Genomic DNA, 24,256 nt, shown 5'->3' on the forward strand with positions numbered 1-24,256 from the left:
CGGCATCCATCTGTGTTCTCGGCAGCCATCTGTACCGGGCTGGGAGCGCATCTGCACCAGGCCAGGAGGGGCACCCGGGCCACACGAAAGGGGCGCCGGAGCCGAAGCCCCGACGCCCCTCCTGAGGCGATCGACTCAGAAGTCGAAGTCGCCGATGTTGTCCGCGTTGAACTCGAACGGGTCGCCGAGCAGCACGACGCCGTCAGCGCCGACCGTGTACTCGCCGAGCTCGCCCGCGTCGAAGGTGTCGCCCTCTTCGCCGGTGATGTCGCCCTCGATCAGCGCCTTGGCAGCGAACGCCGCCAGGTAGCCGAGGTCGGACGGGTTCCACAGCGCGAACGCGGTGACGGTGCCGTCCTCGACGTACTCGCGCATCTGGTTCGGCGTGCCGAGACCCGTGATCGCGACCTTGCCCTTGTAGTCCGAGGTCGAGACGTAGCGCGCGGCAGCCGCGATGCCGACCGTGGTGGGCGAGATGATGCCCTTCAGGTTCGGGTGGCTCTGCAGCAGAGCTGCGGTCTTGTCGAACGACGTCTGGTCGTCGTCGTCACCGTAGACGGTCTCGACGATCGTGATGTCGGGGTACTCGGTGGCGACGTACTCCTTCATCAGGTCGATCCAGGCGTTCTGGTTGGTCGCGTTGGCAGATGCCGACAGGATCGCGACCTCGCCCGCTCCACCGATCTGGTCGGCGATCAGGTCGACCTGCACCTTGGCGATGCCCTCGGAGTCGGCCTGGTTGATGAACAGGTCGCGGCACTCGGGGTTGGTGTCGGAGTCGAAGGTGACGACCTTGACGCCGGCGTCGCGCGCCTCGTTCAGGGCGTCGCAGATCGCCTTCGGGTCGTTGGCCGAGACGACCAGCGCGCCGACGGCCTGCTGCGTCGCGGTGTTGATGTAGCTGACCTGGGCGTCGGGGGTGGCCTCAGCGGGTCCGACCTCGGCGAACGTGCCTCCGAACTCATCGACGGCGGTCTTGCCACCTTCGCTCGAGGTGTCGAAGTACGGGTTGCCGAGGTTCTTGGGCAGGAACGTGATCGCGAGGTTGTCGGATCCTCCGCCCTCCGAGCCCGATCCGCCGGAGCCACCGCTGGTGTCGGCGCAGCCGGTCAGCACGAGCGCTGCGGCCACGGCGACCGCCGCGAACCCCGCGATCTTCTTACGTGCAAACGTCATTGTTCTTCCTTTCGTGATGATCACCGCTGGCGGATACCGGCGATGAGAGGCTGCCTCATGGTGCGGGAGAGGCTGCGACGCGGAGTGGCGGACCGGCCTTCGCACGGACGCGCTGCGCCCAGGCGAGGACGCTGGCTGCGACGACCGAGAAGATCAGCAGACCGCCGGTGATGATGTTGATGACATCGGAGGTGACGCCGGCGAGGCGCAGGCTGCTGCCCAGCACGCCGATCAGGAGCACGGCGGCGACGACGCCGTGCAGGTGTCCCCGTCCGCCGAAGACCGAGACCCCGCCGAGCACGACTGCGGCGATGACCTGCAGCTCGAGGCCGGTGGCGTTGTCGCCTCGGGCGCTGCCGAATCGCAGCGTGTAGAAGATCCCTGCGAAGGCTGCGACCACACCCGAGAGCACGAACAGGATGAACTTGGTGCGCTCGACGTTGACGCCCGAGAACCGCGCCGCGTCCTTCGAGAGCCCGATCGCGAAGACGCCGCGACCGAACGGCGTGAAGTGCAGCAGCACGACGAACAGCACCAGCAAAATCAGGAACGGGATCACGATGTACGGGATCGTCGTCCCGGCGATCTTCGCCTTCGCGAGAGCCGTCCAGGTCTCGGGGAAGTCGGTCACCGCGGTGGTTCCGAGAAGTCCGACCGCGAGACCGCGGAAGAGGGCGAGCGTACCGATCGTGACCGCGAGCGAGGGCAGTCCGACGATCGTGACGAGGAAGCCGTTGAACGCTCCTCCCACGACACCGACCAGCAGGGCTGCGAGGGCGGCGACCTCGAACGGAGCACCCGACTCGGTGAGCACGCCCGTCACGACGCTGGCGAGACCGACCATCGATCCGACCGAGAGGTCGATCTCTCCGGTGATCATGACGAGCGTCATCGGCAGGGCGATCAGCAGGATCGGAGCGACGTCGAGCAGCAGGTAGTTCGCCGTGATCGGCTGGGCGAACCCGCGGATCGAGACGGCCGCGACGATCGTCACGAGCACGAGCAGCGCGATGATCGCGAACTCGCGGTTGATGAAGATGCGTCGCCAGAGCGGCCGGTCGTAGTCGCGGATGACGCGCGTCGACGTGGTCGTCGTTGTCGTGGTCATGATTCGTCCCTCGCCTCGATGAGCTGGCGTCTCTGTCTGACCGCGAGCACCCGGTCGAGCACGATGGCCCCGATGATGAGCACGCCGACGACCGCGCGCTGCCAGAAGTCCGGGATGCCGAGGATCGGCAGCGCACGGTTGATGGTCATCAGGAGCATCGCGCCGATGGCCGCGCCCCAGACCGTTCCGACGCCCCCGGTGATCGCGATGCCGCCGATGACGGCGGCACCGACCGCATCCAGCTCCCAGCCGCTGCCGGCCTGCGAGCTGATCGATCCGTATCGAGCGGCGTAGAAGACGCCGGCGAGACCCGCGAGTGCGCCCGAGAGGATGAACGCCGAGAGCACGCGGCGTGTGACCTTGAGACCGTAGAGCTCTGCGGCCGAGGGGTCGGATCCGATCGCGTAGTACTCGCGGCCGCCGCGGGTGTTGCGGAGGTACCAGGCAGCCATCGCGAGCACGATCACGGCGATGATCGACAGCACGGGGATGAACAGGATCTGCTGCGTGCCCAGTGCGAGGAAGCCCTTGGGCATGTCGGACGCGTTGATACGGTCGCTGCCGGTCCACAGCACGTTGATGCCGCGATAGGCATACAGCGTGCCGAGCGTGATCACCATCGCCGGCACCTTCGCGAACGCGACCAGGGCGCCGTTCACGAGACCCAGGAACGCTCCGAGCAGCACGGCTGCGATCACGACGACGACGATCGGGATGCCGGGCACGTCGACGAACAGGCGTCCGGTGAGATATGCGGTGAGACCCATGACCGAGCCGACCGAGAGGTCGACGTTGCGTGTGATGATCACGATCGCCTGGCCGACCGCCACGAGCATGAGGATCGACGGCGTCAGGAGCAGGTCGCGCCAGCCGTCGGAGCTGAACAGGAAGTTCGGGTTCTTCACGGTGGCGGCGATCACGACGAGCACGAGAGCGGCGAGGATGCCGAACTCGCGTGCGCGACCGATGCCGCCCGGCTTCTTCGAAATCGCGGGAGCGGCGGCCGCCGGCGCGGTGGTGAGACTCATGAGTGCAGCTCCGATGAGTGAGTGGCGGCGAACATGACGTTCTCGCTGGTGGCGTCGTCGCGGGAGATCTCGGCGGTGATGCGGCCTTCGCGCATCACGAGCACGCGGTCGGCCATGCCGAGGACCTCGGGCAGCTCGGACGAGATCATGAGGATCCCCAGGCCTTCGCCCGCGAGCTGCGAGAGCAGCCGGTGCACCTCGGACTTCGTGCCGACATCGATGCCTCGGGTCGGCTCGTCGATGATCAGGACGCGCGGATCGGTGGCCAGCCACTTGGCCAGCACGACCTTCTGCTGGTTTCCTCCTGAGAGGGTGGATGCCACGGTGTCGAGCGCATGCGTCTTGACCTCGAGGCGGGAGGCCCACTCCTTGGCCGCGCGGTTCTCGATGCCGCTGGTGATCAGACCCCACTTCGACAGGCGCCGACGGATCGCGAGCGTGATGTTGCCGCCGACGCCCGCATCGATCACGAGACCCTGCTTGCGGCGGTCCTCCGGCACGAGCGCGAGTCCGCTGCGCATCGCAGCGGTGGGGCTGCGGCGCGCGACGGCTGCGCCGAGCATCCGCACCTCGCCCTCCTCGTACGGGTCGACGCCGAAGATCGCCCTGGCGACCTCGGAGCGGCCTGCTCCGACGAGGCCGGCCAGCGCGACGATCTCGCCCGCTCGAACGGTGAACGAGATGTCGTGGAAGACTCCGGGGCGGGTGAGCGCTGTGACCTCGAGCAGCGGCTCGCCGATCGCGGCCTCCTGCTTGGGGAACAGCTCTGTGACATCCCGCCCGACCATCTGACGGACGAGCTCATCGACCGTCGTCTCGGCGATGGCCGTCGTGTCGATGTAGGCGCCGTCGCGCATGACGGTGACCGTGTCGCACAGGTCGAACACCTCGTCGAAGCGGTGCGAGATGAACAGGATCGCACGGCCCTCGTCGCGCAGGCTCCGGGCGACCGCGAACAGACGGTCGACCTCGACACCGCTGAGCGCGGCCGTCGGCTCGTCCATGATCAGCACGCTCGCATCGAGCGAGATCGCCTTCGCGATCTCGATGATCTGCTGGTCGGCGATCGACAGTCCCTCGGTGATGCGATCGGGGTCGAGCGTCACGCCCAGGCGACGGAAGATCTGGTCGACCTCGGTGCGCATAGCCTTGCGGTCGATACGTCCGAGGAAGCCGGTGGGCTGGCGACCCATGAAGATGTTCTCGGTCACCGAGAGGTCGGGGAACAGGGTCGGCTCCTGGTAGATGACCGCGATGCCCGCGGCCTTCGACTGCGCCGTGCTGGTGAAGTCGACCTCTTCGCCGTGCAGACGGAAGTCTCCCGAGTCGCGGCGGTAGAGACCGGCCATGATCTTCACGAGGGTCGACTTTCCCGCACCGTTCTCGCCGATGAGGGCATGGATGGAACCGGGGCGGAGCGTCAGGCTGCCGGAGCGGAGTGCGACGACGGGGCCGAAGGACTTCACGACCCGATGCAGCTCGAGCGCGGTGGGGGGAGCGCTGCGGGCGGAGGCTGCGTCTACCACTGGCTTTCCTCTCCGTTGAGGGGGATGATGATCGGAATGAACTTTACCTGAATCGATTCAAGCTCGTTTCAGGCTAGTGTATGTGATGCCGGTCTCAGGTCAACCCCTGATGCCGAAGCGTGATCCGCCCGACGACGAGAGGACAGCCGAATGCCGATCAGCATCCGTGATGTCGCGCTCCGTGCGGGCGTCTCGGTAGGCACGGTCTCGAACGTCCTGAACCGCCCGGACGAGGTCTCCAGCGACTCGGTCGAACGGGTCACCCAGGCGATCGAAGAACTCGGCTATGTGCGCAACGACGCAGCTCGCAAGCTCCGCGCCGGCGTCAGCACGACCGTCGGATTCGTGGTGCTCGACGGACAGAACCCGTTCTACAACGACGTCGTGCGCGGTGCAGAGGATGAAGCATCCAGCCACGGCATCGCGATCCTCTACGGCAACACCGACGACGATCCCTCCCGCGAGAAGGTCTATCTCGACCTGTTCCGCGAGCAGCAGGTGCGAGGTCTGCTCATCGCCCCGTACGGCGATGTCATGACGCAGCTTCGCAAGTTCCGCGCGAGCGGTATCGCGACCGTGCTGGTCGACCGGTTCAGCGCCGACAGCGGTTTCTCGTCGGTGTCGGTCGACAGCGTCGCGGGCGGGCGGCTCGCGGTCGAGCATCTGATCGAGGGAGGTCGACGGCGCATCGCCTTCGTCGGCGGCCCCTTCGACATGCGTCAGGTCACCGATCGCCTCGCCGGCGCCCGAGCCGCAGCCGAGAACGCCGCGGTGCACGTCGAGCTCGAAGTCGTGCCGACCTCGGCGATGACCGTCGAAGAGGGCGTCGCCGCCGGTGCCAGACTGCTCACACGACCGCGGCGCGAGTGGCCCGATGCCCTCTTCGCCGCCAATGACCTGCTCGCCCTCGGGCTGCTGCAGTCGCTCGTGTCGGGCGGACGCGTACTCGTGCCCGACGAGATCGCGCTGATCGGCTTCGACGACAATCCGTTCGCCGCCGCAGCCGCCGTGCCGCTGTCATCGATCCGCCAGCCCAGCCGCATGATCGGCCGCACCGCGCTGCGCATCGTGCTCGAAGAGGCGGCCGACCCCGAGAGCATCCCCCGCCAGACCGTGTTCCCTCCCGAGCTGATCGTGCGGCGTTCGACCGGCGGCTGAGACGGCATCACACCCACCGGTCAGGCCCCGTACGCCCGTGCGACCGGTCGCCGCAGCCCCTCGTACTCGACCGACGGCCAGCGCTCGTCGACCGTCAGCACCTCCCACCCCGCGCCCGTGCGCAGCATGGTGTCCTCGACCTTGAGGCCGGCTGCGGTCGGATTCCAGGCGAACGCCTGATCCTCGACGAGTAGATCGGTCGTGGATACCGTGGCACGGGGGTCGCGTCCGGCATATCCGGTCGGCCCGCCCTGGTGATGCCGCTGCCACTCGTCTGCGTCGAACCCGAAACGCGCGTAGGCCGCGGTGCCGGCACTGAAGGCATCGTCGAGACGAGCACCAGGAGCCGAGGCGTCGAGGAACGCACGCTCGACCCCCAGGATCGGCTCCTCGTCGACGGGCGCGCCGACCCACCGGGTGGCGTTGGCGATGAGGCCGTCGCGGCGACCGCAGACGACGATCATCGCTCGATCGCCGAGCACTCCGGCGGTCGGAAGCGGATGCCGGAAACCGCGGCGCTCGGCTCCGGCCACCAGCACGACGAGCGGGTCGATCCCCCGGGCGATGAGCTCCGCAGCGGCGACCGCCGCGACGGCTCGCTCGGTCTGGTCAGGCCCGACCCGGCTGAGCACCTCGGTCAGAGTCTCGGCCGTCTCATGCCCCAGCGACCGATATCTCGCACGCTCCGCAGGTAGCATCCGGGCCCTCGCCGCACGCAGCTGAGGCGCCACCTGCGATTCCGGGACCCCGGCATTCTCAGCACCGGCCACTGCCGGCGGGATCCACCAGGGCACACGCACGATGCGCTCGGCATCCTGGGGCAGCAGCTCCTCGGCGATCATCCGGTCGGCCTCGTTGTCGGCGACGAAGAGCACGTCCCCACCTTCCTCCGCACGCACGGCGAGCACCGGCGGCCCTGCGAGCGACACATGAGTGCGGACGCCCTCGAGGTACCACGAGACCGCCTCATGCGAGGTGAGGACGAGTGGCGCTCCTCCGGACTCCCGCCGCACGCGGGCGACACGATCCTGCTTCTCGATGCGGTCCTCGGATGCTCCGACCATGCGACTCTCCCTGTAGAACGTTTTCTCGTAGTATGACGACAGCCGCGTCCGAACGCGGAACGAAGGGATGCTGATGGCACGCGAATCGTCACGCCCAGGCATCACCGACGTCGCGAAGCTCGCCGGCGTCTCGCTGTCGACCGTGTCGCGCGCGATGAACGGCAACCCGACCGTCGATCCGGCCCTCGCGGAGCGCGTTCAGGCGGCCGCTGCCGAGCTCGGCTACACCGCCAACCCCGTGGCCCGCAGCCTGGTCCTCGGTCGCACGCAGACGGTCGCCGTCGTGATCCCCGACCTCGAGAACCCGACATTCCAGGCGATCCTGCGGGGCCTCAGCCGGGCAGCAACCGCCGACGGATATCACGTGCTGGTCGCCGACTCGCGTGAAGACCTCGGCGAGGAGCACGCACTCGCCAGGGCCACCCGATTGCGCACCGACGGGGTGATCCTCTGCGCTCCCCGAATGCCCGAGCACGAGCTCGCCCAGCTGCTGCCCGCGCTCTCCCCCGCCGTGGTCATCAACCGCGGCCCGCAGACCGGCGCTCCCGTCGTCGGCGCGGACTACGGTTCCGGCATGCGCGAGCTCGTCGACCATCTGACGTCGCTCGGTCACCGTCGCCTGGTCTATCTCGCCGGCGCGACTCGCAGCGTGACCCATCGGGCCCGTCAGGATGCGATCGCCGCAGCGGTCTCGAGAACACCGGGACTGGAGGTGGAGGAGATCTCCGCCGGCGTCGACTTCGACAGCGGAACCGCGATCGCCGATCAGGTGCTCGCGAGCGGTGCGACCGCCGTGATCGCCTATAACGACCTCGTGGCGATGGGTCTCCTCTCAGCGCTGACCGTGCGCCGCGTCGAGGTGCCAGGACAGGTGTCGATCACCGGATTCGACGACATCCCGTTCGCCGCCTACACCTCGCCGCCCCTCACGACGGCTGCGGTGCCCGCGGTCGAGATCGGCGCCGCCGCCTGGGCTGCGATGCACGCTCAGCTCACCGGCGGCAACCCCACCCCGACGCTCACGCTGACACCGAGCCTCGTCGTGCGCGGAAGCACCGCGGCCCCACGCGAGGCCTGAGCGACGGTCGCCGACGTCTCGGTAGTTGCCCTGTGCTATCGTCGAGAAAACGTTTCCTGAGTTCGAGATCACAGAAGGATCACGATGACGAAGACCCGCTACGCCCTCGCCGGAGCCGGAGCCCGCGCCCAGATGTACATCGAGGGGATCCTCGGCACGCATCGCGATCGCGCCGAGCTCGTGGCGATCATCGAGCCCAATTCCGTACGGGCGGCGCTGTACGCGGACCGCATCGCCGAGGCCGGGGCGCCCGCTCCCCGGCTCGCGACGCCCGACGAGCTGGAGCAGGTCATCCGCGACGAACGGGTCGAGCGGGTCATCATCTGCTCCCGCGACGACCTGCACGCCGAACTGATCGTCCGCTCGCTCGAGGCAGGCGCCGACGTCGTCGTCGAGAAGCCGCTCACGATCGACGCGGCGAGCGCGGCCCGCATCGAAGACGCGGTGGAGCGCACCGGTCGCCAGGTCGTGCTCACGTTCAACTACCGCTACTCGCCACGCAACAGCGCGCTGCGTCAGGTGATCCAGGACGGCACGATCGGCCAGGTCACCTCGGTGGACTTCTCGTGGATGCTCGACACGAACCACGGCGCCGACTACTTCCGCCGCTGGCATCGCGAGAAGAAGAACTCGGGCGGTCTGCTCGTGCACAAGTCGAGTCACCACTTCGACCTGGTCAACTGGTGGATCCGCTCGCAGCCGACCCGTGTCTTCGCCTCGGGCGGACTGCGGTTCTACGGGGCAGACAACGCGGCCGCCCGTGGTCTGGGCGAGCGCCCCGCCCGCGGCACCCACGACGGCGGCGACCTGTTCGAGCTCGACCTCCGCACAGACGAGCGCCTCACCGCGCTCTATCTCGACGCCGAGGAGCACGACGGATACAAGCGAGACCTCGATGTCTTCAGCGAGGGGATCACGATCGAGGACAACCTCGCGCTCGTGGTCGACTACGCCTCGGGCGCGACGATGTCGTACTCGTTGAACGCGCACGCGCCGTGGGAGGGCTACCGCGTCGCGGTCAACGGCACCCTCGGCCGGGTCGAACTCGAGGTCGTCGAGCGGGGTGCGGTCCTCGCGGGCGAGGGCCTGCACCCGCACATCGACCCCAGCCTCTCGGGCAGCGACGGCACCTCCTCGCTCCGCCCCGAGAGCGAGCGGCTCGTCGTGCAGCGCCACTGGGAAGAGGCCTACGAGGTGCCGATCGACGGCGGGGACGGCGGCCACGGCGGCGGCGACGAGCTGCTGCTCTCGGATGTCTTCGAGGGCCCGGGCGACGACCCGCTCGCACGTCCGGCCGACTGGACCGACGGCATCCGCTCGATCGCCGTCGGCATCGCCGGCAACCGTTCACTCGAGACGGGCCTGCCGGTGAAGGTCGACGAGCTGGGGATCGCCCTGCTCGCGCGCCGATGAGAATCGTCGTCACCGGCGGATCCGGCCGGCTCGGACGCACGCTGGTGACGGGCCTCGCAGATGCCGGGCACGAGATCGTCTCGCTTGATCGCCAGCCGACGGAGAGCCTCGATCACCCGGGGATCACGCAGTTCTCGCTCGACCTGACCGATGCAGATGCGACGGCCTCCACACTCGCCGGCACGAAGGCCGACGCGCTCATCCACCTGGCGGCGATCGCCGTGCCCTTCAGCGCGCCGGAGGACGTCATCCTGCGCACCAACGCCGCGCTCGCACAGTCCGTCCTCGGCGGAGCGGTGCGCGCCGGCATCCACCGGGTGGTCGCCGCCTCCAGCCCGACCGTGATCGGCTACGGCGCCCCGCGCGGATGGACACCCGAGCGTCTGCCGCTCGATGAGACCTCGCCCGCGGAGCCGTGGAACGCCTACGCCCTGTCGAAGCTGCTGATCGAGCAGACCGTCGACATGCTGCGGCGTCAGACCGGCGACGACGTGCGCTTCGCGACCTTCCGCCCCTGCTACGTGATCGCTCCGGAAGAATGGGCGGGCGCTCCGACGCAGCAGGGACACACGGTGCTGGAGCGGCTCGACGACCCGGCGCTGTCCGCTCCCGCCCTGTTCAACTACGTCGACGCCCGGGATGTCGCCGGTTTCGCCGACACCCTGCTCGCGGCCCTCGATGACATCCCCAACGGCGAGGTCTTCTTCGTCGGCGCCGATGACGCGCTCGCCCGCTGCCCCCTGAGCGAGCTGCTCCCCCAGTTCCACCCCGGCACCGCGCGAGCCGCCGCCGCCCTGACCGGCAGCGCCCCCGCCTTCTCGTCCGCCAAGGCCGCACGTCTGCTCGGCTGGCGGCCGTCTCGCACCTGGCGGACCGAGCTCGCCTCCGCCACCGCATCCGTCTCCTGAAAGGCGCGACACATGGACTTCGATGGAATCCTCTTCTTCCCGGTGACCCCGTTCACCGCTGACGGCACGATCGACCACGAGCTGCTTGCCGCCCATGTCGCGACCGGGGTCGAGTCCGGAGCGGGCGGCGTGTTCCCCGCGTGCGGCACGGGCGAGTTCCATGCTCTGTCGGCGAGCGAGGCCGCCGCCGTCACCCGCACGGCTGTCACCGCCGCCGCCGGACGTGTGCCGGTGATCGCCGGCGCCGGAGGGCCGCTCGGCCACGCGATCGAGGTCGCGAAGGCAGCGGTGGATGCCGGTGCCGACGGACTCCTCGTGCTGCCGCCGTATCTCGTCGGCGGCACCCAGGCGGGTCTCGCCGCGTATGTCGAGCAGATCGTCGAGGCAGCGAGCCTGCCCGTGATCATCTACCACCGTGGGAGCGCGCAGTACTCGGTCGAGACGGTGCGCCGACTCGTTGCGAACCCGAAGGTCGTGGGCTTCAAAGACGGCACCGGTGACATCGGCGCGACACAGCTGATCGTCCGCGCCGTCGCCGAGGAGGGCCGGTCGGACTTCGCCTTCTTCAACGGGCTGCTCACGGCCGAGCTCACGCAGGGCGCCTACCGCGGCATCGGAGTCCCCCTGTACTCCTCGGCCGCCTTCGCCATGGCGCCCGACATCGCCAACGCCTACTACCGCGCGTACGCCGACGGTGACGAGGGGCGGCGCCTCGCACTGCTCGACGGCTTCTATCGACCTCTCGTCGCGCTGCGCGATGAGACCCCCGGATTCGGCGTCTCGCTGATCAAGGCGGGGCTGCGGCTCTCAGGACTCGCGGTCGGGTCGGTACGCGCACCACTTGTCGACCCCACGCCCGCTCAAGAGGCACGCCTCGCCGAGATCCTCACCGCAGGACGCGCACTGCTGTGACCACGATCCGGAGTCTGACGACGCGTCTGCAGCGGGTGCCGCTGACGCGCCCATGGGCTGCCGACGTCACCTCGGTCGGCGTCATCGCGACGCATGTCCTCCGCTCCGACGGCGTCGAGGGCTGGGGCTTCTCGTGGAGCCCGCAGATCGGGGCGCCCGCGGTGAGGGCTCTGCTCGAACACGACATCGCACCCGCCGCCGTCGGCCGCTCGGCAGCTCCGGGCGAGACCTGGCAGGGCCTGTGGGAGCACCTGCACGAAGCCGGAGGCGGCGGCATCACGACGATCGCGCTCGCCGGACTCGACCTCGCGCTCTGGGATGCCGAGGCGCGGTCTGCCGGCGTCTCGGTGTCCGGGGCGCTCGGCCGCCGCCGCGAGCGCGTGCGCGCGTATGGCTCGGGGGTCAACCTGCACTATCCGCTCGAGGAGCTGCTCGCCCAGGTGCAGCGGTGGATCGATTCGGGGTTCGACGCCGTGAAGATCAAGGTCGGCAAGCCCGATCTCGCCGAAGACCTCGATCGCGTCGGCGCCGTACGCGACCTGCTGGGCGCCGACCGATCGCTGATGATCGACGCGAACCAGCGGTGGGACCTCGCGCGCGCGACCACGTCGGTCGAAGCGCTGTCGCGGTTCGATCTCGCCTGGATCGAGGAGCCGCTGCGTGCCGACGACCTCGACGGCCATACGGAACTCGCACGGCGCATCGATGTGCCGATCGCGCTCGGCGAGAACCTGCACACCGTGCACCGCTTCGGCGATTTCCTGCGCGCGGGAGCGGCACAGATCGTGCAACCCAACATCGTGCGGGTCGGCGGCATCACCCCGTTCCTCCGCATCGCCGAGCTGGCGGCGTCGCACGGCGCCGCCCTGCACCCGCACCTGCTGCCGGAGCTCTCCGGGCAACTCGCTCTCGCGCTTGCCGACACAGCGTCCGAGGTGCTCGTCGAGGACGTCGAGGACGCCGGGTTCGGCGCGCTGGGCGCCCTGGTCGACCCGTCGCCCGTCACGATCGCCGGCGGCTGGCTCACCGAGAACGCGCACGCTGGCCTCGGCATCCGCTTCTCCCCTCTGCTCACCGACGCCGCAGCGCGCACCGACGACCCCGCGTTCCGCGCAGGAAAGGACCCCTCGTGACCACGTCTCCCGAAGATCTTGACGCGATCGTCCGCACCGCAGCCGCCGCTGCCCCGATCTGGCGTCGCTCGACGGCCTCGGACCGCTCGAGCTGGCTGCGTGCCGCGGCCGATGTGCTGGATGCGAACGTCACCGAGCTCGTCGCGATCGCCGACGAGGAGACTCGGCTGGGCGCGACACGGCTGACCGGCGAGGTCGCCCGCACGAGTGGCCAGCTGCGGCTGTTCGCGACGGTCATCGAGGAGGGCTCGTACCTCGAACTCACGGTCGATGATGCGGATGCCGGCGCCACCCCGCCACGACCGGAGCTGCGCCGCCTGCTCACTGCTCTCGGCCCGGTCGCCGTCTTCTCGGCGTCCAACTTCCCCTTCGCGTTCTCGGTCGCCGGCGGTGACACGGCCTCGGCCCTCGCCGCCGGGAACCCGGTCGTCGTGAAGGCGCACTCCGGACACCCTCACCTGTCGGCGCGCACCGCCGAACTCGTGTCCGCAGCACTGGAGGCCGCAGGAGCCCCCGCCGGTTCGCTCGCGCTCGTGGAGGGGCGCGAGGCGGGCAACGCGCTCGTGCAGCATCCGCTCGTCCGGGCCGCCGGCTTCACGGGCTCGGTGTCGGGCGGACGCGCGCTCTTCGACCTCGCCTCCGGACGCCCCGACCCGATTCCGTTCTACGGAGAACTCGGCAGCATCAACCCGGTCGTGATCACCGAGGCCGCGGTCGCCGCACGGGGAGGCTCACTGGCTCAGGGTCTCGTCGGATCGTTCACGCTCGGTGTCGGCCAGTTCTGCACCAAGCCGGGCGTGGTCTTCGTCCCGGCAGGTTCCGGTTTCGAGGACGCGGTCGCCTCCGCGGTGCCCGCGACCTCGGGCGGCCCCCTGCTCACCGATCGCATCACCGAGGCATTCCCCGCCGGCCTCGCGCACCTCGAGAGCGACCCCTCGGTGTCGATCATCGCCGAGGGCGCCGAAGTCGACGGCGTGCGCCCGGTCGCCCTGCTCACCGATGCGCGTGCGGTCGCCGCACGACCCGAGACGCTGCTCGAGGAATGCTTCGGGCCGGTCACCCTCATCGTCCGCTATGACTCCGAGACCGACCTGCATGCGGCGCTCGCCACCGTGCCGGGGAGCCTCACCGCGACCCTGCACGCCGAACCGGGCGAAGACTCCGCCACGACCCTCGACCTGCTGCAGGAGCGAGCGGGACGCGTGCTGTTCTCCGGCTGGCCGACCGGCGTCGCGGTGACCTGGTCGCAGCAGCACGGCGGCCCGTGGCCGGCGACGACGTCGCTGCACACCTCGGTCGGCGCCTCTGCGATCCGCCGGTTCCTGCGGCCGCTCGCGTTCCAGGATGCACCGGAGGCTCTGCTCCCCGAGGTACTCCGCGACGACGAGCTCCTGCGGCTGCCGCATCGCCGGAACGGCGCGCTCGTGCTGCCGACCTGATCTCGGCACACGGATCACACCCGACACGAAGCACCCTCTCCGTCACACGACGGAGAGGGCGTTCCGGCATCCGGGACGTGCGCTCAGCTCTGCGCCAGGACTCCCGCGTTCGCGCCGGCGAGCAGCTGCTCGATCTGCTCGTAGGTCACGTCGACACCGGGGAATCCGATCAGGCGACCGATCGGGAACGACGCCATCATCTTCTCCATCGCCTCGTCGTTCGGCATCATCGACGCCGCAGACGAGTCTGCTCCGGTGAGCCCGTCCATCAGCCCGCCGAGCGCAGCCATCGCGATCGGGCCTGCGACGGGGTGCGCGACCACGTCGCCGATCGACGAGTTCATGGTGAGGGGCAGGGAGACGACGTCGCCTTCGACCGAGACGGTCGACGACGAGCGGATGTCACGGCTCGACGCCGCGACCTCGACCCTGTACTCGCCGCTCTCGACGACGAAGCGGTCGACACGGACGTCCCAGTACGCCAGGTCCTCCCGGCGGACGACGAGCTGGACCGTGCGGGTCTCCCCCGTGGCCAGCGCCACGGACGAGAACGCCTTCAGTTCGCGCGGCGCACGCTGCACCGCGGATGCGACAGGAGCGACATACACCTGCACGACTTCCCGGCCGTCGCGCGCACCGGTGTTGGTGACCTCGACGGTCACGGCGATGTCACCGTCGCCCGTGACCGACGCCGACGCCTCGCCGTACGAGAACGTCGTGTACGACAGTCCGTGTCCGAACGGGAACGTGACGTCGAGGCCCTTCGCGTCGTACCAGCGGTAGCCGACCAGCACACCCTCGCCGTAGCGGACATGGCCGAACTCGCCCGGGAAGTTGCCGAACGAGGGGTTGTCCTCGAGGCGCACCGGAACGGTCTCGGTGAGCTTGCCCGACGGGTTCACCGCGCCGTACAGCACGTCGGCGACGGCGCCTCCGCCTGCCTGACCGAGCAGCCAGGTCTCGACGATCGCGGGAACGCGGCCTGCGAACGGCAGCGCCACGACCCCACCGTTCGAGAGCACGACCACGGTTGCGGGGTTGGCCTCGATCACAGCGTCGAGCACCGCGAGCTGGTCGGCGGGGAGGTCGATGTGCTCGCGGTCGAAGCCCTCCGACTCCTCTGCGGCGGGGAGACCGAGGAAGACGACGGCCACGTCGGCTGCGGATGCAGCGGCCACCGCCTCGGCGCGAAGGTCGTCGTCGGAGCGACCGGATGCCGCGACGGCACCGCCCGCGACCGAGTAGCCGGCCGCGTACGAGACGTCCTCGCCGCCGATGGCGCGCAGCTCGTCGAGCGCCTTGTCGACTCGGGTCGGGTTGATCAGCGACGAGCCCGCGCCCTGGAAGCGCGGTTCGGTGGCGAAGGCTCCGATGACAGCGATCTTCTGTCCCGCGGCGAGCGGAAGCACATCGCCGTCGTTCTTCAGCAGCACGATCGAGCGACCGGCGGCCTCCCTCGCGAGCGCATGGTGCGCATCGACGTCCAGTGGACCTGATGCGGCCGGACGCTCACCGGCTTTGCGCACCAGGTCGATGGCTCGGGCTGCCGCCGTGTCGAGCACGCTCTCGGCGAGGTCGCCTGCGCGCACGGCTGCGACGAGCTGAGCATCCGTGCGTCCGCCCGACGACGGCATCTCGAGATCGAGCCCGGCGGCGACCCCGGCGACCCTGTCGTTCACCGCTCCCCAGTCCGACACGACGAGACCGTCGAAGCCCCAGTCGTCGCGCAGGACTCGGGTGAGCAGCCACGGGTCCTCCGAGGCGTAGACACCGTTGATGCGGTTGTACGAGCACATGACCGTCCACGGCTGTGCGTCCTTGACGACGCGCTCGAAGCCGCGCAGGTAGATCTCGTGCAGAGGGCGCGGGTCGACGTCGGAGCTCGCGCGCATGCGGTCGAACTCCTGGTTGTTCGCCGCGAAGTGCTTGAGCGAGGTGCCGACCCCCTGCGACTGCACGCCGCGCACGGAGGCCGCCCCGAGCACGCCCGACACGATCGGGTCCTCGGAGAAGTACTCGAAGTTGCGTCCGCACAGTGGCGAGCGCTTGATGTTGATGCCGGGGCCGAGCACGATCGCGACGTCCTCGATCGCGGCTTCGACGCCGATCGCGGCTCCCACGCGCTCGATGATCTCGGGGTCGAACGACGATCCGATGCCGACGGCGGGAGGGAAGCACGTGGCAGGCACACTGCTGGCGAGGCCGAGGTGATCAGTGCCTCCCGACTGCTTGCGGAGGCCGTGCGGGCCGTCCGTCATCATGATCGACGGAAGGCCGACGCGATCGATGGCCTTGGTCGTCCAGAAGTCCGCTCCGCTCGTGAGCGAAGCCTTCTCTTCCAGGGTGAGGTCGGATGCCGAGGGTTCGGTCATGGTCTTCCTTTCGCAGGCGACAGCGGTGTCTTGCGAAAACTATATGCGAGTAGGTATTGGATTTCAAACGTTGTTCAGGATTACCCTCGAAGGATGGCACGACGAGGTTCATACGCGAAGGGCGTCGCACGACGCGGAGAGATCCTCGAGAGCGCGCTCGATGTGATCGGACGAAAGGGCTACCAGAACGCCTCGCTGAAGCAGATCGCGGAGGTCGTCGGGGTCACCCCGGCAGCACTCCTGCACTACTTCGGGAGCAAAGAGGAACTCTTCACCGAGGTGCTCCGCACCCGCGACGAGCACGACCTGCTGGCCCCGCAGCCACCGGATCCGGCCGACGCGAAGGCCGCCTTCGTCGACGTGATCCGACGCAACACCGAGGTTCCCGGTGTGGTCGAACTGTTCTCGCGCCTGTCGGTCGATGCCGTCGACCCCGAGCATCCCGCTCACCGCTACTTCCTGGATCGTAGCGAGCGACTACGGGAGGGCATCGCCGTCGCGTTCGAGCGCGACGAGGCGCGACGAGCCACGCTCGACCCCGACACCATGGCCAGAGTGATCCAGGCGGTCTCCGACGGACTCCAGCTGCAGTGGATGATCGACCGGTCCGTGGACATGCCCGCGATCATCGAGTCGCTGATGGACGTGCTCTACCCGCCGCACGCCGGCGCGGCCCCGGAGGCGACGAGACCCGAGGCCTGAACGCGAGAACCGCCCTCTCCCGGTGCGGGAGGGGCGGCTCTCAGCGATCGATCCGGCGGATCAGCGGACGTTTCCGTTCGAGCAGGTCTGCTGTGCGGCCGAGTTGCCCTTGATCGAGTCGGGCAGAGCCACCACGTTGTCGGGTGTCGCCGCAGGATCCGGCGTCGCCGCCTCCGCGTCCGTGGGAGCCGCAGGAACAGGATCGGTCACGACGACGCCGTCGTTCGCGGTGTTCTCGTGCGTCACCTGCAGCTGCGCGTTCGCGTTGATCGCGTCCCACATGGCCTGGGCGGCAGTCTTGTTCGCGACGACCTTGTTCGGGTTGGCCGAGTCGGTTCCCGTCGGGTACTGCAGGAAGACGATGTCCTCGAACGGCACCGACTTCACAGCCAGCGCGATCTGCACGATCTTCATCGGATCGGCGAGTGACGTGCTGGCCTCGACGTTGCTGAGCCCGGTGTTCGCCAGCTTCAACATCATCGGCACGTTGCCGAGGGTCTCACTGCTGATCAGCTTTCGCACGAGGCTCGACATGTACTGCTGCTGGTTGCCGATGCGACCGAGGTCGCTGCCGTCTCCGACACCGTGGCGGGTGCGCAGGAACTGCAGAGCTTCGAGGCCCTGCACGGTGTGCGTTCCCGCAGTCATGTCGAGTCCGGTGTAGCGGTCCTTGATCGGGGTCGCGAGGCACACGTCGACGCCGCCGATCGCGTTGGTGATCTCGATCACGCCGCCGAACGTCACAGAGGCCGCGAACTGGATCTCCTGGCCGGTGAGCTCGGTGATGGTCTTCGCGACGCAGTTGAGTCCGCCGTCGGTGTACGCGACGTTCAGAGGCTGCTTGCTCATCGCGGAGTGGACGTCGCCCTCGGCATCCTCGCACTCCGGGATCGACAGCAACAGGTCGCGGGGGAAGCTGACGACGGTGATCCGGCGCGGCTCCTGCGAGACGTGCACGAGAAGGTTCACGTCGTTCAGGGTGCCCTCGGCGTCCGAGCCGCTGCAGCGTTCGCCGAAGTAGGCCGCGTACGCCTCTTCACACGTGTCGACGCCGGTGAGCAGGAGGTTGAAACCCTCCTTGTACTCGCCGATGTCCGGCGGGAGCTCGGTCTTGGTCTCGAGCTCGACCGCATTCGCGGTCACCGTGCTGGAGAGGTCGTAGAAAACGTACGCCGCCACGCTCGCACCACTGACGAGCACCACGGCGAGGCCAATCGCGATGAACTTCAAGAGCTGGTTCAGGGGGCCGGGAGTGCGCAGCTGACCGTGTCGCGCGATGGTACGACGGCGTCGGGTGTTCGGACTCACTCGGGGCCTTTCGGTTCAGCGTGCGGTGCGGGGATACACCGTTCCCTGTAAAGCGGAGGGTGTGGGATTCGAACCCACGAGACATCTCTGCCCACTGGTTTTCAAGACCAGCTCCATCGGCCGCTCGGACAACCCTCCCGACAGACGAATCTGCCGACAAGCCGTGAGTCTAGCCGAGTTCTATTCTCCCGCGCTGACCTGGGCAGGTGCTGGAAGCGTGTTCAGCGCCGCTGCCAGACCGCCGTCCTCGACATTCGCGGTCACCTCACCGGCGGCATCCTTCACCTCGTCGGGCGCCTGCCCCATCGCCACGGCACGACCGTCGAGACCGAGCGCCCAGCCGAACATCCCGATGTCGTTGCGGCCATCACCCGCGACGAGAACATGACCGCGCTCGAATCCGAGCTCGGTGCGCACGCGCTCCAGCGCCGTGCCCTTATCGACGCCCTGAGGGGCGATGTCGAGCCAGGCCGTCCAGCCGATCGCGTACGAGACCTCGTTGAGGCCTGCATCCGAGACGAGGCGATGGAAGTCCTCCTCGTCGTGGCCCGGAGAGACGACCACGATGCGCGAGACTGGCTCGGCCGCGAGCTCCTCGAAGTCCACCTGCCGACCGGCATCGAGCGTCCAGTCGTCCATGTGCTCGGTGTAGAGCCGTTGGCCCGAGCCGAGTTCCACCATGTACCGCGCCTCCGGCAGCCGCTCGCGCAGCAGCGCGAGAACGGGCGCGGGGTCGAAGACCTCGATGTGCCACCGCTCCCACTCGTCACCGACACGTCGCATCGTCACGGCACCGTTCGAGCACACGACGTACTCCGCCTCAAGGCCGAGCAGCTCGACATATCGACGCGTCGCCATCCAGCTGCGCCCCGTGGCGATGGTCACTTCATGACCGGCATCCCTCAGCCGCGCGACGGCCTCGGGCACACCGGGGCTCATCGACTCGTCCTGCAGGATGATCGTGCCGTCGACGTCGAGGCCGACCAGCCAGGGCGCCGTCACGCCTCAGGCTCCAGCACTTCGAGGCCGCCCAGGTAGGGGCGCAGCACCTCGGGCACACGAACCGAGCCGTCCGCCTGCTGATGCGTCTCGAGCAGCGCGACGATCCAGCGGGTGGTGGCGAGAGTGCCGTTGAGCGTGGCGACGGGCTGGGTCTTGGCCGTCTGACCGTCCTGAGCCTCCGGACGGTGGCGGATGTCGAGACGTCGGGCCTGGTACGTGGTGCAGTTCGACGTCGATGTCAGCTCGCGGAAGGCACCCTGCGTCGGAACCCAGGCCTCGATGTCGTACTTGCGCGCGGCGCTCGATCCGAGGTCGCCCGCGGCGACGTCGATCACCCGGTAGGCGAGGCCGAGCGAGGTCAGCATCTCCTCCTGCAGCGCGACGAGACGCAGGTGCTCCGCCTCGGCATCCTCGGGGTTCGTGTAGACGAACATCTCGAGCTTGTTGAACTGGTGCACGCGGATGATCCCACGGGTGTCCTTGCCGTGCGAACCCGCCTCGCGCCGGTAGCAGGTCGACCAGCCGGCATAGCGCAGCGCGCCCTTGCCGAGGTCGAGGATCTCGTCCTTGTGGTACCCGGCGAGGGCGACCTCGCTGGTGCCGACGAGGTACAGGTCGTCGTCCTTGTCGAGGTGGTAGACCTCGTCGGCGTGCTCGCCGAGGAAGCCGGTGCCCTGCATGATCTCGGGTCGCACCAGCGTGGGGGTGATCAGAGGAACGAAGCCGTTCTGCAGCGCCTTGTCGAGCGCGAGGTTCATGAGCGCGATCTCGAGACGAGCGCCGATGCCGCGGAGGAAGTAGAAACGCGCACCCGAGACCTTGGCGCCGCGCTCCATGTCGATCGCGCCGAGGATCTCGCCGAGTTCCAGGTGGTCTCGGGGCTCGAAGTCGAAGGCGGGGACTTCTCCCACGCGACGGAGCTCGACGAAGTCTGCCTCTCCTCCGGCAGGCACGCCGTCGACGACGACGTTCTCGATGCGGGCGAGAGCGGCGGATGCGGCATCCGACGCCTCATTCGCGCTCTGCTGGGCCTGCTTGACGCGCTCTGAGAGATCCTTGACCTGCGCGACGAGCGCGGCCTTCTCCTCCTTGGGCGCCTTCGCGACCTGCTTGCCGAAGGCGTTCTGCTCGGCCCGCAGCTCTTCGAAAGCGGCGAGGGCTGCACGACGCGATCGATCGGCCTCGAGTGCGATGTCGACGGTGCCCTGGTCGTTGCCACGGGCGGCCTGAGAGCGGCGGACGATCTCCGGGTTGTCGCGGAGGAGTGCGAGGTCGATCATCCACCAAGTCTATGGTGCGGGCCGGGCGAGTCCTCCGCGAACGGGTGGGCCGGATGCCGGGGCTAGAGTAGCGCCATGATGATGAGCGCCCCCGCCCGGCGACAGGCGGCGCTCGTGTACAACCCGATCAAGGTCGACGAGAAGCACCTGCGTGCCAGGGTCCGCACGCTCTCACGCGAGGCCGGCTGGGAGCATCCGGCCTTCTATCCGACCACGATCGAGGACCCGGGGCAGAAGGCGACGGCTCAGGCGCTCGCCCGCGATGTCGACGTCGTCCTCGTCGCCGGCGGCGACGGCACCGTGCGAGCGGTCTCCGAGGCGATCGCGAACAGCGGGGTGCCTCTCGCGATCCTGCCGAGCGGCACGGGCAATCTCCTCGCGCGCAACGTCGGGCTTCCGCTCGGCAACCCCGACGAGATGATCCGCGCGGCGCTGGGCGATTTCCGCCATGCGATCGACATCGGGTGGGCGCGACTCACCCGCGAGAACGGCGAGCACGAGGAGCATGCCTACGTCGTCCTCGCCGGAGTCGGGCTGGATGCCGACATGATCGCGAACACGCGACCGGACCTCAAGAAGTCGGTCGGATGGATCGCCTACGTCGACGGAGCCGCGAGGTCGCTGGTGACCGCCGAGCCGTTCCGTGCGGTCTTCCAGATCGACGACGGGCGCCTGCATTCGACGAAGGTGCACAGCATCCTCTTCGCGAACTGCGGCCTGCTTCCCGCGGGCATCGCGCTGATCCCCGACGCCTCCATCACCGATGCCATCCTCGACGTCGCGGTGATCCAGCCCACGGGAGTGCTGGGATGGCTCGGCGTGTGGCGCAAGATCTGGTGGGACAACTCCGTTCTCCGGCGCTCGCGCGCCGGTCGTCGCGTTCTCGAGCGCCGAGGCCGCGATGCGTCGGTGCACTACTTCCGCGGGGCCATCGCCGAGGCGGCTGCGAGCTCACCCACCCCGATCGAGCTCGACGGCGATGAGTTCGGCACCGCGGTGCGCATCACATGCCGGGTCGACCCCGGGGCGCTGCTGCTGGCGCTCCCCGCCGATCATCCGGTCTCGGGGCTCTGACCCTCAGCCCGCCACGCCTGGTGCGTCCTCAGCTCAGCCGCGGACCTCGACCGTGCCGTCGAGCCCGCCGCCCACGAGCGTGAGGGTGAAGGCGTCGTCGTCCACGGCATCATCGCCGAAGGCGATGATGGTCGCGCGTGGTGCCATATCCATGGTGCACACCTGGGTGTCATCGGTCACGAAGGTGGCGGTTCCCGTCGCGCCCGCGCCCTCCACACCCTCCACGACCGGGGCGCAGCTCGAGGAGCCCCACGTGAGCAGCACGAGCGAGCCGTCACCGATCCACCCCGCGCTCGGCGTGTACTCGGTCGACGACCCCGGCGTGCCGGACAGGGACGGGTCTCCGTCGAGGTCGACATCGTCGGACACATCGCCGTACGTCACCTGCAGCGTGATCTCCTTCGTCGGGTCGACGCCCTCGGGAAGCGCTCCGACGCTCGCGCGCTGCACCATGTCCGCCGTGCACGCGGCGTCGGCGTCGGCGTCGGCGTCGACGAGTTCGACCGACACGGTCTGGCCGTCCGCCGACACCTCGTCCACCTGCGGGACGCAGGTGGACGATCCCCAGGTCACGACAGCGAACATCCGGCCGTCGTCGAGCAGCGCGCCCTCGACGTCATCGAAGTCGTCGTCGCTTCCCGCCGAGGGCGAGGTCGACGGCGCGTCGGTGGGCGCGTCCGCACCGGGAGTCGACGCGCATCCGGCGATCAGAGCGACGGCTGCGAGGGCGGAGAGAGCGGCGATGAGGCGTGTGGGGGTGGCCATGGACAACAGGGTACCGGCCGACGCGATCGGCGGGCACCCCAGCCCGGGCGACCGATGCGTTACTGCAGTGCAGACGTGAGTCGCGCGAGATTGTCGAGGACGGTCGAGCGCAGCGGCTGCTGCATCCATTCCTCCAGGGTGAGCTCGCGGCTGAGCGATCGGTAGTGGTCTTCGACCTCGCGCATCTCGGTCACGAATTCCTCGCCGCGCACGAGCATCGACACCTCGAGGTTGAGACCGAACGATCGCATGTCCATGTTGCTCGACCCGATCACGGCGACCTGATCGTCGATCGTGAGGCTCTTGGTGTGCAGGATGTAGGGCTTGCGATACATCCAGATGCGGACACCGGCCTTCAGCAGGACCTCGTAGTAGCTGCGCTGCGCGTGGTAGACCATGGCCTGGTCGCCCTCTTCCGAGACGAACAGCTCGACGACGACGCCACGGTCGACCGCGGCGGTCACCGCCAGCAGCAGCGCCTCGTCGGGGACGAAGTACGGGCTGACGATCATGATCTTGTCCTTGGCCGCGTACAGCAGCCCGAGGAAGAGACGCAGGTTGTTCTCGACCTCGAACCCGGGCCCCGACGGCACGACCTGGCAGTCGAGGTCTCCCGAACCTGCTTCGGCGTGCGAGATGTCGATCTCCTGCAGCACCTCGTCGGTCTCGCTGTACCAGTCGCTGAGGAAGATCGCGTTGACGCTGAGGACGACGGGGCCGTCGATGCGCACCATGAGGTCGACCCAGTGCAGGCCGCGCTTGATGTTCTTCGGGAGGTTGTAGGTCGAGTCGGTGACGTTCTGCGAACCGAGGAATGCGACCTTGCCGTCGACGACGACGAGCTTGCGGTGGTTGCGCAGATCTGGTCGCTGCATGCGGCCCTTGAGCGGCTGCACCGGGAGCATCAGATGCCAGTTCGCGCCCATCCGGTTCAGTCGAGCGATCGTCTGCCGGTACTTCGGCTTCCACCGGTTCGCCCAGTGGTCGAGGAGCACCCGGACGTGCACGCCGCGCGCGGCGACCTCTTCCATCGCGCGGAAGAAGTTGTCGGTCGATGCGTCGGACTGCAGGATGTAGAACTCGACGTGGACGTAGTCCTCGGCCTTGCGGATCTCGTCGGCCATCGCATCGAGCGAGTCCTGATATCCGGAGATCAGGTGCGCTCCGTTGTCGCCGGAGATGGGCAGGGCGCCGAGCCGATGGTTCATCTCGACGAGCGGGGGGAACCAGCTCGGAGCGTTCGGCCGCAGCGTGCCGAAGTGCAGGTGCTCGCTCGTCTCGGCGATGTACTCGTTGATCTGGTCCTGTTTGCGCCGGCGTGCCCGCGGAAGGCGCGGGTTTCCGATGAGCAGGAACAGGAAAACGCCCACGAACGGGATGAAGAACACCGCGAGCAGCCAGGCCATCGCCGCAGTGGGACGCCGGTTGCGCGGGATGATGATGATCGCGGTGATGCGGATCGCCAGGTCGAGGGCGAGCAGGAACGCCGTGATCCACCAGGCCCAGGTCTCGGGCGTCATCCCTCGTCCTCTCGGCCGGTCGGCACTTCGACAGTGCGCCTCAGTGGGCACCTGGGAGGTGCACTGGCTACACAGTAGCCGATGGTTCGGACGTCGCTCAGGAGCGCGGGGGCAGACCGCGCGCGGCGCGCTCCTCGGCCTCGATGCGCGCATGCACCTTGCGCTCGGTGCGATCGAAGCGCAGGATCCCCCGCAGCACGAAGAAGAACACGACGCTCACTCCGATGGTCGGGATGATCGACCATGCGGCTGCGAGCCAGAAGTTCTCCATGGCTCCATGGTACGCGACC

At 68.7% G+C, this 24,256-nt stretch carries 21 protein-coding genes and 1 tRNA gene; 9 read left to right on the forward strand and 13 right to left on the reverse strand.

The window, feature by feature from the left end; translation table 11 throughout:
• Positions 1-135: 135 nt before the first annotated feature.
• From rhaS to OD997_RS17360, 4 genes are read right to left on the reverse strand one after another with little or no spacing between them, the layout of a single operon-like run.
• Complete coding sequence (gene rhaS / locus OD997_RS17345; protein WP_434332802.1) at positions 136-1,176, reverse strand: rhamnose ABC transporter substrate-binding protein; 1,041 nt, start codon at positions 1,174-1,176, stop codon at positions 136-138.
• Between the two features lie 55 nt (positions 1,177-1,231).
• Positions 1,232-2,284 (reverse strand): ABC transporter permease, encoded by a 1,053-nt coding sequence (locus OD997_RS17350; protein ID WP_434332803.1) that lies wholly within the window; start codon positions 2,282-2,284, stop codon positions 1,232-1,234.
• Complete coding sequence (locus OD997_RS17355; protein WP_434332804.1) at positions 2,281-3,312, reverse strand: ABC transporter permease; 1,032 nt, start codon at positions 3,310-3,312, stop codon at positions 2,281-2,283. Before OD997_RS17355 ends, OD997_RS17350 begins: the two co-directional genes overlap by 4 nt.
• Positions 3,309-4,838, reverse strand: a complete 1,530-nt coding sequence (locus tag OD997_RS17360) for a sugar ABC transporter ATP-binding protein (protein WP_434332805.1) — start codon at positions 4,836-4,838, stop codon at positions 3,309-3,311. Before OD997_RS17360 ends, OD997_RS17355 begins: the two co-directional genes overlap by 4 nt.
• A 150-nt stretch (positions 4,839-4,988) precedes the next feature.
• Here OD997_RS17360 and OD997_RS17365 point away from each other — a divergent pair, with 150 nt between their 5' ends.
• On the forward strand, positions 4,989-5,996 hold the full coding sequence (locus OD997_RS17365; protein ID WP_434332806.1) for a LacI family DNA-binding transcriptional regulator: 1,008 nt from the start codon (positions 4,989-4,991) through the stop codon (positions 5,994-5,996).
• Positions 5,997-6,016: 20 nt separating this feature from the next.
• On the opposite strand, the gene OD997_RS17370 is transcribed toward OD997_RS17365, so the two are convergent.
• The gene (locus OD997_RS17370; RefSeq protein WP_434332807.1) at positions 6,017-7,060 is read right to left on the reverse strand and encodes a M24 family metallopeptidase; all 1,044 of its coding nucleotides are present in this window, start codon (positions 7,058-7,060) and stop codon (positions 6,017-6,019) included.
• 73 nt (positions 7,061-7,133) lie between these two features.
• Between OD997_RS17370 and OD997_RS17375 the strand changes: the two genes are divergently transcribed.
• The 6 genes from OD997_RS17375 to OD997_RS17400 all read left to right on the forward strand — a co-directional run bounded on the left by OD997_RS17375 (position 7,134) and on the right by OD997_RS17400 (position 13,943).
• On the forward strand, positions 7,134-8,138 hold the full coding sequence (locus OD997_RS17375) for a LacI family DNA-binding transcriptional regulator (protein ID WP_434332808.1): 1,005 nt from the start codon (positions 7,134-7,136) through the stop codon (positions 8,136-8,138).
• An 84-nt stretch (positions 8,139-8,222) separates the two neighbouring features.
• Positions 8,223-9,551 carry a Gfo/Idh/MocA family protein gene (locus tag OD997_RS17380; protein ID WP_434332809.1) on the forward strand — a complete coding sequence of 443 codons (1,329 nt, stop codon included), beginning with the start codon at positions 8,223-8,225 and terminating at the stop codon, positions 9,549-9,551.
• The gene (locus OD997_RS17385) at positions 9,548-10,459 is read left to right on the forward strand and encodes an NAD-dependent epimerase/dehydratase family protein (RefSeq protein WP_434332810.1); all 912 of its coding nucleotides are present in this window, start codon (positions 9,548-9,550) and stop codon (positions 10,457-10,459) included. The genes OD997_RS17380 and OD997_RS17385 overlap by 4 nt, the downstream gene beginning before the upstream one ends.
• A 12-nt stretch (positions 10,460-10,471) precedes the next feature.
• Entirely contained in the window at positions 10,472-11,371 is a 900-nt protein-coding gene (locus OD997_RS17390) for a 5-dehydro-4-deoxyglucarate dehydratase (RefSeq protein ID WP_434332811.1), read from the forward strand.
• Entirely contained in the window at positions 11,368-12,504 is a 1,137-nt protein-coding gene (locus OD997_RS17395; protein WP_434332812.1) for a mandelate racemase/muconate lactonizing enzyme family protein, read from the forward strand. The genes OD997_RS17390 and OD997_RS17395 overlap by 4 nt, the downstream gene beginning before the upstream one ends.
• Positions 12,501-13,943: an aldehyde dehydrogenase (NADP(+)) gene (locus OD997_RS17400; protein ID WP_434332813.1), complete on the forward strand. Its 1,443-nt coding sequence runs from the start codon at positions 12,501-12,503 to the stop codon at positions 13,941-13,943. The genes OD997_RS17395 and OD997_RS17400 overlap by 4 nt, the downstream gene beginning before the upstream one ends.
• An 83-nt stretch (positions 13,944-14,026) precedes the next feature.
• Here OD997_RS17400 and OD997_RS17405 read toward each other — a convergent pair whose 3' ends face one another.
• Complete coding sequence (locus OD997_RS17405) at positions 14,027-16,315, reverse strand: glycoside hydrolase family 3 C-terminal domain-containing protein (RefSeq protein ID WP_434332814.1); 2,289 nt, start codon at positions 16,313-16,315, stop codon at positions 14,027-14,029.
• 93 nt (positions 16,316-16,408) lie between these two features.
• Between OD997_RS17405 and OD997_RS17410 the strand changes: the two genes are divergently transcribed.
• The gene (locus OD997_RS17410) at positions 16,409-17,017 is read left to right on the forward strand and encodes a TetR/AcrR family transcriptional regulator (protein ID WP_434332815.1); all 609 of its coding nucleotides are present in this window, start codon (positions 16,409-16,411) and stop codon (positions 17,015-17,017) included.
• Positions 17,018-17,077: 60 nt separating this feature from the next.
• Here OD997_RS17410 and OD997_RS17415 read toward each other — a convergent pair whose 3' ends face one another.
• The 4 genes from OD997_RS17415 to serS form a co-directional block, all read right to left on the reverse strand.
• Positions 17,078-18,325 carry an LCP family protein gene (locus tag OD997_RS17415; RefSeq protein ID WP_056309863.1) on the reverse strand — a complete coding sequence of 416 codons (1,248 nt, stop codon included), beginning with the start codon at positions 18,323-18,325 and terminating at the stop codon, positions 17,078-17,080.
• A gap of 53 nt (positions 18,326-18,378) precedes the next feature.
• A tRNA-Ser gene (locus tag OD997_RS17420) sits at positions 18,379-18,463 on the reverse strand.
• Positions 18,464-18,505: 42 nt separating this feature from the next.
• A complete protein-coding gene (locus OD997_RS17425; protein ID WP_434332816.1) occupies positions 18,506-19,327 on the reverse strand; it encodes an HAD family hydrolase in 822 nt (273 codons plus the stop codon).
• A complete protein-coding gene (gene serS / locus OD997_RS17430; protein WP_434332817.1) occupies positions 19,324-20,607 on the reverse strand; it encodes a serine--tRNA ligase in 1,284 nt (427 codons plus the stop codon). The genes OD997_RS17425 and serS overlap by 4 nt, the downstream gene beginning before the upstream one ends.
• A 75-nt stretch (positions 20,608-20,682) precedes the next feature.
• Between serS and OD997_RS17435 the strand changes: the two genes are divergently transcribed.
• Positions 20,683-21,681 (forward strand): diacylglycerol/lipid kinase family protein, encoded by a 999-nt coding sequence (locus OD997_RS17435; protein WP_434332818.1) that lies wholly within the window; start codon positions 20,683-20,685, stop codon positions 21,679-21,681.
• Between the two features lie 33 nt (positions 21,682-21,714).
• On the opposite strand, the gene OD997_RS17440 is transcribed toward OD997_RS17435, so the two are convergent.
• The 3 genes from OD997_RS17440 to OD997_RS17450 all read right to left on the reverse strand — a co-directional run bounded on the left by OD997_RS17440 (position 21,715) and on the right by OD997_RS17450 (position 24,237).
• Positions 21,715-22,446: a hypothetical protein gene (locus tag OD997_RS17440; protein WP_434332819.1), complete on the reverse strand. Its 732-nt coding sequence runs from the start codon at positions 22,444-22,446 to the stop codon at positions 21,715-21,717.
• A gap of 59 nt (positions 22,447-22,505) precedes the next feature.
• Complete coding sequence (gene cls / locus OD997_RS17445; protein WP_056515354.1) at positions 22,506-23,966, reverse strand: cardiolipin synthase; 1,461 nt, start codon at positions 23,964-23,966, stop codon at positions 22,506-22,508.
• Between the two features lie 97 nt (positions 23,967-24,063).
• The gene (locus tag OD997_RS17450; protein WP_164481682.1) at positions 24,064-24,237 is read right to left on the reverse strand and encodes a hypothetical protein; all 174 of its coding nucleotides are present in this window, start codon (positions 24,235-24,237) and stop codon (positions 24,064-24,066) included.
• Positions 24,238-24,256 lie beyond the last annotated feature (19 nt).

The organism is Microbacterium sp. CGR1 (assembly GCF_051062835.1).
Classification (GTDB): Bacteria; Actinomycetota; Actinomycetes; order Actinomycetales; family Microbacteriaceae; genus Microbacterium.